This window comes from Planotetraspora kaengkrachanensis, assembly GCF_016862895.1.
In the GTDB taxonomy this organism is placed as follows: domain Bacteria; phylum Actinomycetota; class Actinomycetes; order Streptosporangiales; family Streptosporangiaceae; genus Planotetraspora; species Planotetraspora kaengkrachanensis.
Genome location: NZ_BONV01000018.1, coordinates 161671 through 174384 on the forward strand (window position 1 = coordinate 161671; position 12714 = coordinate 174384).

Sequence of the window (12714 nt, forward strand, 5' to 3'; positions counted from 1 at the left end):
GCGATTCGCGAACCCGTGCATGATCACGCGTGGGGTTTGTGCAGCGTGTGGGGGGTTAGCGGAAGAGGATGTCCCAGTGGGTGGGTTCGTCGGCGTAGACGTCGAGGTCGGGGGGGAGCCCCGGCATCGGGGGCGGGCGGTAGAGATCGGCTCCGTCGCCTCTGACCTTCCAGAACCGGTACGTCCTGGTGATGAAGGAATCGACACACGCGTTGTGCGCGATGTCGACCTTGAAGCCTTTCCTGTGGCTGAAGCGGCCTCCCGCGTGGCCCTTCTCCGTCCCTCCGGTGACGATGATCGGGCATCCGCTCACGCGTTTCAGGTCGATCGCCTGCATGAGCGTGCCGTACCTGATGTCTTCCAGCGATGTGCAGGTGCGCCGATCGGCGTTCACGCAGTGCCCGCTCGACTTCCAGCGGAGCCCGGCGGACAGGAGGTCGTGCATGGCCTGGTCCTGGTCCATCCGTACGGCCGTGGCCGTGGCATCCCACGTGCGGATCGTCGCGGTGAAGGTGCCCACCAGGGACCTGCGCGGCGGGTCGGCCCCGAGAGGCAAAGACGGAGGCTGCGGCGCCTCGCCCGGCACCTCGCCCGGCACCTCGCCCGGCACCTCGCCCGGCACCTCGCCCGGCACCGAAAGCTGCGCCTCGGCCAGAGCCTCGGCCGGCGCCTCGAGTTGTGCCTCGGCCGGCGCCGCAACGAGGAGGGCGGGATCGGGCGGCGGAGTGCCCGCGAAGCTCGGCTGCGCGACCAGGAGCAGGGTGGCCAGGAGTAGTGCGAGGACGCAAGAAGCGCCCGCCAGGACCGACCATGACGGATGTATGCCCATGTGCTCCCCGGTGACGATCTGCTCATCGTGGCGGGGGAGCTCGCCATGATGATCGATGCCACAGTCCGAACGTGGTCATTCCTGCCGGGGCCGGGAATTTGCCCCCAGTCGTCGATCATGTGGAGGGTCCATGACCGGACCCGGGTGAAAGCCGTACAGTGACGAAGTGGCCGAGAAGACCCGCCAGCTGATCGTCGATACGGCCCTCAGGCTGTTCAAGGAGCGTGGTTTCGAGGCGACCACCATGCGTGCGATCGCCACAGAAGCCGGTGTCTCCGTCGGAAACGCCTACTACTACTTCGCGTCCAAGGAGCAGCTCGTCCAGGCCTACTACGACCGGGCCCAGTCCGAGCACGAGGCGGCCTGCTGCGAGGTGCTCGCGGTGGAGAGGTCGTTCGCCGGACGGCTGGGCGGCGTGCTCAGGGAGTGGGTGCGGATCTCGGAGCCCTACCACGAGTTCGCCGTGAAGTTCTTCAAGCACGCGGCGGAGCCCAGCAATCCGCTGAGCCCCTTCAGCCCGGAGTCCGCGCCGGCTCGGGAGTCGGCGATCGGCATCTACCGTCAGGTCGTCGACGGGTCGGACAGCCGCATCGACCCGGCTCTGCGCGAGGAGTTGCCCGAACTGCTCTGGTTGTTGTCGATGGGCGTCGTTCTCTTCTGGGTCCACGACACCTCGCCCGGGTGCGAGCGCACCTTCCGGCTGATCGACCGTACGGTCTCCCTGGTCGACAGGCTCGTCGCCCTGTCGTACCTGCCCGGCATCAGGGGTGTGACCAGGGATTTCATCGACGTGGTCCGTGAGCTGCGCGCATGATCCGCCCGGCATACCGGCCGGTTGGTAAGGTCGGGTGAAAACGACTCGCTAATGAGGTGGCCGGTGGACCGCTGGGGCATCACGATTCCTTTCTTCGACCAGACGCTGATCGAGTCCAGGTCCCTCATCGCGCAGCTGCCCGAGCTCGGTTACACCGACGCCTGGTCGGCCGAGGTGAACGGCGCCGACGGATTCGTCCCGCTCGCGCTGGCCGCTGAGTGGGCGCCCGCTCTCCGCCTGGGCAGCGCCATCGTGCCGGTGTCGACGCGAGGGCCGGGCCTGCTCGCCATGTCCGCGGCGACGATCGCCGACCTGGCGCCCGGGCGGTTCGTCCTCGGAATCGGTGCGTCGTCTCCCGCGATCGTGGAGCACTGGAACGCCGGCGAGTTCGTCAAGCCGTACGCCAGGACCCGTGACACGTTGCGCTTCCTGCGCGCCGCGCTGGCGGGGGAGAAGGTCACAGAAACCTATGAAACCTTCGCGGTGAAGGGGTTCAGGCTGGAGCGGGCTCCGGCGTCGCCGCCGAAGATCGTGCTGGCCGCGTTGCGCCCTGGCATGCTGCGCCTGGCCGCCCGGGAGGCGGACGGCGCGATCACCAACTGGCTCTCGCCCCAGGACGTAAGGAAGGTCAGGGCCGAGCTCGGGGAGGGGACCGAGCTGATCGCGCGCCTGTTCGTGATGGTCACCCAGGACGCCGCCAGGGCGCGGGAGACCGCACGGCGCATGCTGGCGGGTTATCTCACTGTCCCGGTGTACGCCGCCTTCCACGACTGGCTCGGCAGAGGCGAGGTGCTGCGGCCGATGCACGAGGCGTGGGCGGCGGGCGACCGTCGGGCCGCGGTCAAGGCGATCCCCGACGAGGTCGTCGACGACCTGATCGTGCACGGTGACGCGGCCACCTGCCGGGCCCGCATCAGGGAGTATGTGGCGGGCGGCCTGGACACCCCCGTCCTCGCTCCGCTGTCCGGCGGGGACGTCCCGCTCGACCAGGCCGTACGGGAGTTGGCGCCCACACTGGACTGACGGGCCTCGCAGGGATCCCGGGGACGAGACAGGGAGGCAGCGGATGCGGAGGATCTCGGCCGTCCTCGTGGCGATCGGCGTCGCGACGGCCGCGTGCTCGTCCCCCGCACCCGAACGGCCCGAGCCCTCACAGCCGCAGCCGACGCGATCCGTCGCGGGCCGGCCGTCCACAGGCTGTGGACAGCCGGTGCCGACCGGCGGCAGAACCCAGGTGACGGTCGACGGGAGGCGGCTGGACTACCTGCTGAGCATGCCGGCGGGCTTCACCAACACGACGCCCGCGCCCGTCGTCCTCGACTTCCACGGGCTGGGCTCCAACGCCGCGCAGGAGAATGCGTACACCCGCCTGTCGATCGCCGGGCCGAACCTGGGCTACGTCGTCGTGACCCCAGAGACGGCGTCCGGCCTGGCCGGCTGGATCATCCCGGGCTTCGGCGGGGTGCGGCCGGGCGACCAGGACGTCGAGGTGAAGGCGGCCGCGGCGCTGCTCGACCACCTCGAGGCGACGCTGTGCGTCGACCGGACCCGCGAGTTCGCCGCAGGCATGTCGAACGGCGCGGGGATGGCCGCCGCGCTCGTCTGCGGCCTCAACGGGCGACTCGCGGCGGTCGCGCCCGTCAGCGGCATCACGATCGCGAAGCCCTGTGCCCGGCCCACGCCCACGACGATCATCACGTTCCACGGGACGGCCGACCGGGTCGTGCCGTTCGAAGGCGGGCAGGTGGGCCTGCCCGGCCGGATCGGCGGCGTCGAGGTGCCCGCGTGGTTGCGCGAGGCCCGCCTGCCCTCGTTCGAGACGACCGTCGACCGCTGGGCCGAGTCGATGGACTGCGGCCCGGGAACGCGGAGCGAGCCCGCAGGCGACGTCGTCCTGCGGACGTTCCGGTGCGCCGGCGGCTCGACCGTCGAGGCGTACGTCGTCGAGGGCGGCGGCCACACCTGGCCGGGAGGCATCCCGCTGGCCCGTCTCGGGAAGACCGCACGGCTGGACGCGACCGGGCTCATCCTGCAGGCGTTCACCCGGTACCCCGCGAGGCGCTGATCGAGGAACCGCGCGGAGAGTACGGAACGTTAAAGAGATGGCAAAGGGGGCAGTTCATCTCGTGGAGGTGGCGGCATGGCGAAGGCGGGACGTGCGGCGGCGACGTGGCGGGCCTACCAGGAGGTGTCCCGGCCAGGTTCGCCCGGTCTGCTGACGCGGGTCAGAGCCCTGCCGCGGATGATCCGCAGCTCGATGCGGGGTGACTTCCCCGGCGTCTCCCGGGGCAAGCTGGGCATGTTCGGCCTGGCCGTGGCCTACATCGTCTCCCCGTTCGACGCGATCCCCGAATTCCTCATCGGCTTCGGCGTCGTCGACGACTTCGGCGTCTTCCTCTGGCTGATGACCTCGCTGCTCGGGGCGAGCGGCCAGTACGTCCAGTGGGAGAGGGCCGGCATGCCTCGCGGCGGTGCGGCACCCACCGCCATGCCTCGCAGCGGTGCCGCGCCCAGGAGGAAGTCGCGCTAGAACGGCCCGCCAGCAGGGCGTTCACTGAGGGGTCGAATAAAACCCCCTTTACTGATCGGGTATAGTCGTAAACCTCGCTATCGGTACATTCCAGGCGCCGATGGCGAAACCCACCCGCCCCGATCGAAGTGAGCCGTCCCCGCCATGTCCGCACACGCCTCGGCATCCACCATCGACTCCGCGCGTGCCGGCTGGGACGCCTGGCGGACCTCCCGGCTCGCCGCGGTGACCTCGCCCACGGGCAACCTGGCCCTGGTCGAGACCCGCTGGCTGCCGCCGGGCACGGACGTATCCCTCGAGGAGGCGCTCGACGGGCGTCCGGACGGCGTGACGGCCACGCGCCTGGAGCGCAGGCACATCGGCACCGGCGAACCCGAGCGGGGCATCCGCCTCTGGGACGCGGACTCCCCGGCGATCCGTCACTTCGACACGATCGAGGCCTTCCCGTTCGCGCCGGAGTGGGTGATCGAGGCCTCCTTCACGCCGGTCTCCGAGGCGCGCGCGGTGCCCTTCGAGCACATCCGCGACAACGGCGGCACGCGTGACCTGGTCGTCCCGGGCGACATCACCTTCACGCTGAACGGCGTCGCCCACAACCTGAGCGCCTTCGACGACGACGGGACGTTGCTGCTGGTCTTCGGCGACCCGACCAACGGGTCCGTCACCTACGGGGGCGGCCGCTTCCTCCAGGTGCCCAGGGAGCCCGGATCCCGCACGGTGGTCCTGGACTTCAACCGGGCCTACGTGCCGCCCTGCGGCTTCTCGGTCCACTACAACTGTCCGCTCCCCCCGGCGCAGAACCGCTTCGACGTCCCCGTCGAGGCCGGCGAGAAGGTCCCGGTCTTCACGGGCGGCTTCCTCCCGCACTGAGCCGGACGCCCAGCGATCCCCGCACGACCCATACGGCAGGCGGCCGCACGAACCGCCCCAGGAGAGAAACAGTGAACAGGAAGACGACGTCGCTCTTCGGCGCCGCCGCGGCGCTCGCCCTCGCCCTCACCGCCTGCGGCGGCACGGACGAGACGGCATCCGGCGGCGCCACGCCCGCCGGCGCGTACGACAAGGACGCGACGATCCAGATCGGATCCCTCTACGAGCCGCAGAACCTCGACAACACCGCGGGCGGAGGGCAGGGCGTCACCGAGGCGTTCAACGGCAACGTCTACGAGGGCCTGTTCCGGCTCACCGACGACGGCGAGGTCGACGACCTCCTCGCGAAGGACTACAAGGTCAGCCCCGACGGCCTGACCTACACCTTCACCCTGCGCGACGGCGTGACGTTCCACTCCGGCAAGCCGCTGACGTCGGCCGACGTGAAGTACAGCATCGAGAAGGTCGTCGCACCCGACTCGCAGTCGGCACGCAAGAGCAGCTTCTCCGGGATCAAGAAGATCGAGACCCCGGACGACCACACGGTCGCCGTCACGCTGGCGAGCAAGTCGATCTCGTTCGTCTACAACCTCAGCTACGTCTGGATCGTCAACGACCAGGCCAAGAGCCTCACGACCGCGGAGGACGGCACCGGGCCGTACAAGCTGGGCACGTGGAAGCGCGGCTCCACGCTGAGCCTGGACCGGTTCGCCGGCTACTGGGGCACGGCGCCGACGAACAAGCAGGTCGTCTTCCACTACTTCACCGATGCGACCGCGCTGAACAACGCCCTGTTGACCGATGCCGTCGACGTCGTGACCAGCGAGCAGAGCCCCGACGCGCTGGCCCAGTTCGAAGGCGATCCGAAGTACAAGGTCAACAACGGTCACTCCACGACCAAGCTCCTGCTCGCGTTCAACGACCGCAAGGCGCCCTTCGACAAGCCGCTCGTGCGCAAGGCGATCACCTCGGCGATCGACGACAAGAAGCTGCTCAACTCCATCTGGGGCGACTACGGCACGCTGATCGGCTCGATGGTGCCTCCGACCGACCCGTGGTACGAGGACCTGACGAAGGTCAACCCGTACGACCCGGCGCTCGCGAAGCAGGAGCTGACCGAGGCGGGTTATCCCAACGGGTTCGAGTTCACCCTCGATACCCCCAACTACGACCCGCATCCCACGGCGGCGACCTTCATCAAGTCGGAGCTGGCCAAGGTCGGGATCACGGTGAAGATCAACATCATCACCGCGGACCAGTGGTACACGAAGGTCTACAAGAACCGCGATTTCGCCGCCACGATGCAGGAGCACGTGAACGACCGCGACGTCGTCTGGTACGGCGATCCCGACTTCTACTGGGGATACGACAACCCGCAGGTCACCCAGTGGGTGAAACAGGCGGAGGAGTCGGACACCGCCGAGGAGCAGACGGCGCTGCTCAAGAAGGTCAACGAGCAGATCGCGGCCGACGCGGCCAGCGACTGGCTCTACCTGTATCCCCAGATCGTCGTGGCGTCCTCGTCGCTGTCGGGCTACCCGCTCAACGGGCTCAACTCGCAGTTCTACGCCTACGGCATCAAGAAGAGCGCCTGATGGTCCCGCCCCGCCCGCCGTGCCGTACGGCGGGCCGGGGCCGGCCTTTCGCCACCCGCATCACGATCGGACCGACATGATCGCCTACCTGTTGCGCCGGACGGCGTTCCTCGTCGTCTCGTTGCTGCTGGCCGCGGTGGTGTTGTTCCTGCTGCTCAGGCTCCTTCCGGGGGATCCGGCGAACTCGCTGCTCTCCGTGGGCGCGACCCCGGACCAGATCGCCGCCGCCCGCCACCAGATCGGCACCGACCGCCCGCTGCCGGAGCAGTTCGTCTCCTGGGTGGGCCGGCTCGCGACCCTCGACCTGGGCGAGTCGTTCGTGAGCACGCTCCCGGTCGGCCCGGAGATCGCCGCACGGCTCGTCGTCACGGTTCCGCTCACCCTGCTGTCCTTCGTGCTCGCCGTCGTCGTGGCCGTGCCGGTGGGATTCGTCGCCGCGCACAAGGCGAACACGTGGTACGGCTCGGTCCTCAGCGGCGTGTCCCAGCTGGGGATCGCCGTCCCGGTCTTCTGGGTCGGCATGTTGCTGATCACCGTGTTCTCGATCTCGCTGCGGGTCATGCCCGCCGGGGGGTTCCCGCCGGACGACTGGGCCGACCCGGCGAAGGCGCTCACCTCGCTGACGTTGCCGGTCGTCACGATCGCCCTGGTCATGTCGGCCTCGCTGATCCGGTACGTGCGCTCGGCCACGCTGGACGTGCTCGGCAGCGACCATCTGCGGACGTCCCGGGCGCTCGGCTCCTCCTTCGCCCGCGCGATGTGGCGTCACGGACTGCGCAACGCGGTCGTGCCCGTCATCTCGATCCTGGGCATCGAGCTCGCGAGCACCTTCCTGGGCGCGGTCGTCGTGGAGAGCGTCTTCGCCCTCCCCGGGCTCGGCGGCATGCTGGTGAAGGGACTCGCCCAGCACGACTACCCGGTCATCCAGGGCATCCTGTTCGTCAGCACGCTCGTGGTGCTGGTCATCGGATTCGCCGCCGACCTCGTCCAGCGCCTCATCGACCCGAGGCTGCGCCACTCGCTCGCCAGGGACGTCCGATGAGCGCCGAGCAGGCCCTCATCGGCGCGCCGGACGAACAAGAGGCGCAGGCCGCGCCCCGCCACGTGTCCCGATCGGTGACGCTCACGATCGGCTGCGTGCTCGTCGGTGTGATCGTGCTCGTGGCGGTCGTCTCGCTGTTCTGGGTGCCGTTCGCTCCCGAGGACACCTCGGGACGGCGGCTCATGCCGCCCGGACTGCCGCACCTGCTCGGCACGGACAAGCTGGGACGCGACCTGCTGACCCAGCTCATGATCGGCGCACGGATCGCCCTCGCGGCGGGGGCGGGTTCGGTCGTGCTCGGCGGCGTGATCGGGGTCGCCGCCGGACTGGCGGCCGGGTTCGCCACCCGGTGGCTGGACGACGTCGTCTCCGCGCTCCTGGACATCCTCATCGCGTTTCCCACGCTGCTGCTGGCGATGCTCGTCGCCGCGACGCGGGCGGCATCCCTCACGTCGGCGATCGTCGCGATCGGGCTGGCCATGTCGGCGATCGTCGCCCGGCTCACGCGCGTGCTCGTCAAGCGCGTGCTCGCCCACGACTTCATCACGGCGGCGCGCACATCGGGGACGTCGTGGCCGCGCGTGGTCCTCGAACACGTGCTGCCGAACATCTGGCCAACGGTGTCGGTCAACCTCGCCCTCCAGTTCGGCCTGGCCGTACTGGCGGAGGCGAGCCTGTCGTATCTGGGGCTCGGTGCTCCGCCGCCCAACGCGTCCTGGGGCCGCATGCTGCAGGAGGCGCAGGCGAGCGTGTTCATCGCCCCGGTCGGGGTGATCGCCCCCGGCGTCCTCATCGTCGTGCTCGTGATCGGGGTGAACCTCGTCGCGGACGGCTTCCGGGACGTCGCCGATCCCACCAGGAGGAGGCGCCGATGAGCCTGCTCGAGGTCACCGGGCTGGGGGTGCGCTCGGCGGACGGCCGCGACCTGATCTCTGACCTGTCCTTCACGGTGGACGCGGGCAGCCGGTTCGGCCTGATCGGAGAGTCGGGGTCGGGCAAGTCGCTGACGGCGCTGGCGATCATGGGTCTCCTTCCGCCGGGGATGACCGCGTCGGGCAGCGTCGCCCTCGATGTCCCCGGCATGGGACGGACGGAGATCGTCGGCGCCCGGGAACGGCTGCTGAACCGTCTGCGAGGCCGGGCCGCGAGCGTGGTCTTCCAGGAGCCGCTCACGGCGCTCGATCCGCTGATGAGGATCGGCCACCAGGTCGCCGAGCCGCTCAGACGTGCTCAGGGGCTGCGCGGGCAGGCCCTGAGGGAGGCCGTCACGACCGCGCTCGAGGAGGTGCGGCTGGCCGAGCCGGACAGGATCGCGAGGGCGTACCCCCACGAGATCTCCGGCGGGCAGCGTCAGCGGGTGGCGATCGCCATGGCCCTCGCCTGCCGTCCTGCGCTGCTGATCGCCGACGAACCCACGACGGCGCTCGACGTGACCGTGCAGGCCGAGGTCCTCGCGCTGCTCGACGGCCTGGTCTCCGCCCGTTCGATGGCGCTGCTGTTCATCGGCCACGACCTGGCGGTCGTCTCGGGGATCACCGACCACGTCCTCATCCTCAAGGACGGCACCGCGGTGGAGTCCGGCGCCCTCCTCGACGTCGTCAACGCACCGCGGCACCCGTACGCCCGGGAACTCGTGAGCAGCGCCCGCGAACTGGACGCTGCGCTGAACGGGCTGGACGGGGGAGGGCGGTCATGAGCTCACCGATCATCGAGGCGCGCGAAGTGGGTTACGCCTACCGCCGTGCGGCGCCCGTCCTCACGGACGTGTCGATCGAGATCACGCAGGGCAGGGGCGTCGCCCTCGTGGGGGAGTCGGGCGCGGGCAAGACCACGCTGCTGCGCCTGCTGCTCGGGTTGGCGACGCCGACCACGGGGCGGATCCTCTTCGACGGCGACACGCTCGCCCTCGGCGACCGGCGGCGCATGCGGAGCTTCCGGCGCGACGTGCAGACGGTCTTCCAGGACCCCTACTCCTCGCTCGATCCGCGCCAGAGCGTCGCGAGGATCGTCTCCGAACCACTTCGCTCGCTCGGCCTGCTGCGGGATCTGCCGCGTCCCGGCAGGAGGGCGGCGGCCGGGGAGCGCGTCGCCGCGGCGCTGCGCGCGGTCGGGCTGCCGGAGGACGCGGCGGGCCGGTATCCCCATGAGTTCTCCGGCGGGCAGCGGCAGCGGGTCGCCATCGCCCGCGCCATCGTGAGCGAGCCGCGCGTCCTGCTGGCGGACGAGCCGGTGAGCGCGCTGGACGTGTCGACCCGGGTGCGCATCGTCGATCTGCTGGCCGAGTTGCGGGAGACCCGCGGCCTGACAGTCGTGATGGTCTCCCACGACCTCGCCGTGGTGGCGGCGTTGTGCCCGCAGGTGGCCGTGCTCGAGCGGGGACGTGTCGTGGAGCAGGGCGAGACCGCGGCCGTGCTCGGCTCACCCCGTCACGCCTATACGCGGCGGCTGGTCCGGAGCGTGCCCCGGCTTCCTCGCCCGCCCGCCTAGAGCTCCTCCATCCGCAGCCAGGCCCGGGACGGCAGAGGATGCCCGAACAGGCGCGCGGCGTTGCCGTACGCCACCCTGGCGACGTCGGCGGGCGGCAGCATGCCGAGGTTCTGCGCGACCGTCTGCTGGGTGTCCGGCCAGGTGGACTCGGCGCGGGGATAGCCGCTCTCCAGCAGGACGTGCTCCATGCCGACCGCGAGCCGCACGCCGCCGAGCGCGTTGTCGTCGAGGGTCCCGAAGAAGAAGTTGCGCCGGAGCACCTCGCTGGGCTTGAGGCCGCCCTCCCAGGTCGTCTCGGCCGCGACGGGGTGGTCGAGCGCGTAGTCGGCACGCTCGGACAACATCGGCAGCCAGCCGACGCCGCCCTCCGCGATCAGGATGCGCAGGTTGGGGAAGCGCAGCGGCACGCCGGACCACAGCCAGTCGGCGCAGGCGAACATCGCGCTCGCCGGGATCAGCGTCGTGATCGCCTCGATCGGGGTGTCCGGAGAGGGGACCGGCGCCCACGACGACCCGCCCGTGTGGAGGCAGACGACCGTCCCGGTCTCCTCACAGGCGGCGAAGAACGGGTCCCAGTGGCCGCTGTGGATCGACGGGAGCCTCAGCCGGGTGGGGAACTCGGGGAACACCACGGCCTTGAACCCGCGGGCGGCGTTGGCCTTGATCTCCTTGGCCGCGATCTCCGGGTCGGGCAGCCAGGGGAGCTGGAGCGCGATCATGCGCTCGGGATAGGTCCCGGCCCACACGTCCACGTGCCAGTCGTTCCACGCCTTGACCAGGGCCAGGCCGAGGTCCTTGTCGCGGGTCCTGGCGAACGGCATGCCCGCCTGGGTCGCCAGCATCCCGGGGAAGGACAAGGCCGCCCAGATACCGGCGCGGTCCATGTCGGCGATGCGCGCCTCGATGTCGTAGCAGCCAGGCCGCATGTCCTCGAAACGGACGGGGTCGAGGGTCCACTGCTCCTTGGGCAGGCCGGCGCCCACGTCGAGCCCCGCGCAGGGGTAGGTCGCCCCGCCGTACCGCCACACCTGGTGGCCGGCATCGGTCTCGACGACCTTGGGCGCGAGGTCCTTGTACTTGTCCGGCAGCCGGTCCTCGAACAAGTCGGCGGGCTCGATGAGATGATCATCAGCCGATATGATCACGTAACTCCGCCGCCTCGGCTCCGGGTCGGTGTCGGTTTGCGGCGTAGTCACAGTAGTAAACCGTAAGGCCATGGGATAACACCGAACAAGCTGCAAGGTCTCCGGTTGGTATCCGTTCGTTCACCCGGCGGCGTCTTCACGCCCGGGTCTCGTCTCTCACCGTACGGCACGGGCCGCCCCGGGGTAGTCGATCACCAGGCCGTCGGCGTCGTAGGGCAGGCCGGCGGCGAAACCGGCGCTCTCGTAGCGGACCGATCCCTGGTCGAGGTGGGTGTACCACCGGGGGTGGCGGATCACCTGGGGATGCGGCACCCGCACCCGGGCCATGATCGGCGCGACCCGGCCGCCCCCGTCCAGGAGGCCGCGCCGGAGCACCGGCGTCGGGTCGGTGAGAGGCGACCGGCCGAGATCGCAGTCAAGGGCCCCGTCAAGGTCGTCGTCGCAGCCCCGAGGCGGCCCGTCGAAGTCGACTTCCGCATGTTCGGCGCCTACGTCTTCCATCCAGACGAGGGAGCGCATCGGGCCTCCGAGGCTCGGGGAGATTGCTTCCGCGTCCAACCCTACGGAGTCGGGGCGCCCTCGCGCGCGGGATCCTCGGCGGCGGCGCGCAGGTCGTGCGCCTCGCGGCGCATCAGCAGCGCCCATCCGCCCACCGCCACGCCGATGAACAACCACCACTGGACGGCGTAGGCGAGGTTGAGCCCGCCGCCCTCGCTCACGTCGGGGCGAGGGACGGGGTCGGGCGCGGTCGCCGCCTGCGGCTGTTGCCCGGTCAGCTCGATGAACCCCCCGAACAGGGGATAAGGAAGAGTCTTGCCGATGTCGGCGGTGTTGATGAGCAGGACCTGGCCGGGCGGCAGGCCGCCGCGGTTCCTGATGCCGCTGGAGTCCTCGGTCTCGGTGGGCCTGAGCCGTCCCGTGACCGTGACGTCGCCGGTCGGGGGCGGCGGCACCTCCGGAGGCGCGTCGGCGGTCGCTCCCGCCTTGACCCAGCCGCGATTCACCAGGACGGTCCCCTGGGAGGTCACGAGAGGTGTGATCACGTAGAAGCCCAGGACGCTGTTCTGGGTGCGCCGTCTCACCACGAGCTCATGGGTGGCGTCGTAGCGCCCGTCGACGGTGACCGACCGGTACTTCACCGTGTTCGGCACGGTTCCGGCGCCCACGCGATCGAGGGTCGTCAGGGGCACCGAGGCGCTGCTCAGGTTGGCGGTGATCAGGTCGCCGGCTGCTGATTTCTCCTCGAATCGCCCGTACTGCCATCGGCCGAGGAAGACGAAGGCGGGGATGAGCACGAGCACGAGCAGGTGCAGCCCGAGCCATCGCGGCGTGAGGAGGAACCGGTACACGTGACCAGCGTAGGCAGCCCGCCGTGCGGTCCCGCCCTCAGCCCGGGCCGGGC

General features: G+C 70.2%; 14 protein-coding genes. 10 read left to right on the top strand and 4 right to left on the bottom strand.

The window, feature by feature from the left end:
- Positions 1 to 55: 55 nt before the first annotated feature.
- Entirely contained in the window at positions 56 to 829 is a 774-nt protein-coding gene (locus Pka01_RS21210; RefSeq protein WP_203884557.1) for a hypothetical protein, read from the bottom strand.
- A gap of 166 nt (positions 830 to 995) precedes the next feature.
- Between Pka01_RS21210 and Pka01_RS21215 the strand changes: the two genes are divergently transcribed.
- From Pka01_RS21215 to Pka01_RS21260, 10 genes are all read left to right on the top strand, one after another.
- Positions 996 to 1643: a TetR/AcrR family transcriptional regulator gene (locus Pka01_RS21215; RefSeq protein ID WP_239115170.1), complete on the top strand. Its 648-nt coding sequence runs from the start codon at positions 996 to 998 to the stop codon at positions 1641 to 1643.
- 63 nt (positions 1644 to 1706) lie between these two features.
- Entirely contained in the window at positions 1707 to 2666 is a 960-nt protein-coding gene (locus Pka01_RS21220; RefSeq protein ID WP_239115171.1) for an LLM class F420-dependent oxidoreductase, read from the top strand.
- Between the two features lie 43 nt (positions 2667 to 2709).
- A complete protein-coding gene (locus Pka01_RS21225; protein WP_203884559.1) occupies positions 2710 to 3708 on the top strand; it encodes a CE1 family esterase in 999 nt (332 codons plus the stop codon).
- A gap of 75 nt (positions 3709 to 3783) precedes the next feature.
- A complete protein-coding gene (locus Pka01_RS21230; RefSeq protein WP_203884560.1) occupies positions 3784 to 4173 on the top strand; it encodes a YkvA family protein in 390 nt (129 codons plus the stop codon).
- Between the two features lie 144 nt (positions 4174 to 4317).
- Positions 4318 to 5043 (top strand): DUF1684 domain-containing protein, encoded by a 726-nt coding sequence (locus Pka01_RS21235; protein ID WP_203884561.1) that lies wholly within the window; start codon positions 4318 to 4320, stop codon positions 5041 to 5043.
- 71 nt (positions 5044 to 5114) lie between these two features.
- Positions 5115 to 6638: an ABC transporter substrate-binding protein gene (locus tag Pka01_RS21240; RefSeq protein WP_203884562.1), complete on the top strand. Its 1524-nt coding sequence runs from the start codon at positions 5115 to 5117 to the stop codon at positions 6636 to 6638.
- Between the two features lie 76 nt (positions 6639 to 6714).
- Positions 6715 to 7680, top strand: coding sequence for an ABC transporter permease (locus tag Pka01_RS21245; protein ID WP_203884563.1), 966 nt, complete (start codon positions 6715 to 6717; stop codon positions 7678 to 7680).
- A complete protein-coding gene (locus tag Pka01_RS21250; protein WP_203884564.1) occupies positions 7677 to 8555 on the top strand; it encodes an ABC transporter permease in 879 nt (292 codons plus the stop codon). The genes Pka01_RS21245 and Pka01_RS21250 overlap by 4 nt, the downstream gene beginning before the upstream one ends.
- Positions 8552 to 9376 (top strand): ATP-binding cassette domain-containing protein, encoded by an 825-nt coding sequence (locus Pka01_RS21255; RefSeq protein WP_203884565.1) that lies wholly within the window; start codon positions 8552 to 8554, stop codon positions 9374 to 9376. Before Pka01_RS21250 ends, Pka01_RS21255 begins: the two co-directional genes overlap by 4 nt.
- Positions 9373 to 10167, top strand: a complete 795-nt coding sequence (locus Pka01_RS21260) for an ABC transporter ATP-binding protein (RefSeq protein ID WP_203884566.1) — start codon at positions 9373 to 9375, stop codon at positions 10165 to 10167. The genes Pka01_RS21255 and Pka01_RS21260 overlap by 4 nt, the downstream gene beginning before the upstream one ends.
- On the opposite strand, the gene Pka01_RS21265 is transcribed toward Pka01_RS21260, so the two are convergent.
- From Pka01_RS21265 to Pka01_RS21275, 3 genes are all read right to left on the bottom strand, one after another.
- Positions 10164 to 11363, bottom strand: a complete 1200-nt coding sequence (locus Pka01_RS21265) for an amidohydrolase family protein (protein WP_203884567.1) — start codon at positions 11361 to 11363, stop codon at positions 10164 to 10166. The two genes, Pka01_RS21260 and Pka01_RS21265, sit on opposite strands and share 4 nt — an antisense overlap.
- Before the next feature lie 105 nt (positions 11364 to 11468).
- Complete coding sequence (locus tag Pka01_RS21270; protein ID WP_239115172.1) at positions 11469 to 11831, bottom strand: putative glycolipid-binding domain-containing protein; 363 nt, start codon at positions 11829 to 11831, stop codon at positions 11469 to 11471.
- 41 nt (positions 11832 to 11872) lie between these two features.
- Complete coding sequence (locus Pka01_RS21275; protein ID WP_203884569.1) at positions 11873 to 12661, bottom strand: SURF1 family cytochrome oxidase biogenesis protein; 789 nt, start codon at positions 12659 to 12661, stop codon at positions 11873 to 11875.
- Between the last annotated feature and the right edge of the window lie 53 nt (positions 12662 to 12714).

Bases quoted from the DNA above. Each gene is read 5' to 3' on its own strand.
- Pka01_RS21225 (WP_203884559.1), top strand. From the start codon at position 2,710: ATGCGGAGGATCTCGGCCGTCCTCGTGGCGATCGGCGTCGCGACGGCC.
- Pka01_RS21245 (WP_203884563.1), top strand. From the start codon at position 6,715: ATGATCGCCTACCTGTTGCGCCGGACGGCGTTCCTCGTCGTCTCGTTG.
- Pka01_RS21210 (WP_203884557.1), bottom strand. From the start codon at position 829: ATGGGCATACATCCGTCATGGTCGGTCCTGGCGGGCGCTTCTTGCGTC.
- Pka01_RS21235 (WP_203884561.1), top strand. From the start codon at position 4,318: ATGTCCGCACACGCCTCGGCATCCACCATCGACTCCGCGCGTGCCGGC.
- Pka01_RS21255 (WP_203884565.1), top strand. From the start codon at position 8,552: ATGAGCCTGCTCGAGGTCACCGGGCTGGGGGTGCGCTCGGCGGACGGC.
- Pka01_RS21260 (WP_203884566.1), top strand. From the start codon at position 9,373: ATGAGCTCACCGATCATCGAGGCGCGCGAAGTGGGTTACGCCTACCGC.
- Pka01_RS21230 (WP_203884560.1), top strand. From the start codon at position 3,784: ATGGCGAAGGCGGGACGTGCGGCGGCGACGTGGCGGGCCTACCAGGAG.
- Pka01_RS21250 (WP_203884564.1), top strand. From the start codon at position 7,677: ATGAGCGCCGAGCAGGCCCTCATCGGCGCGCCGGACGAACAAGAGGCG.
- Pka01_RS21270 (WP_239115172.1), bottom strand. From the start codon at position 11,831: ATGCGCTCCCTCGTCTGGATGGAAGACGTAGGCGCCGAACATGCGGAA.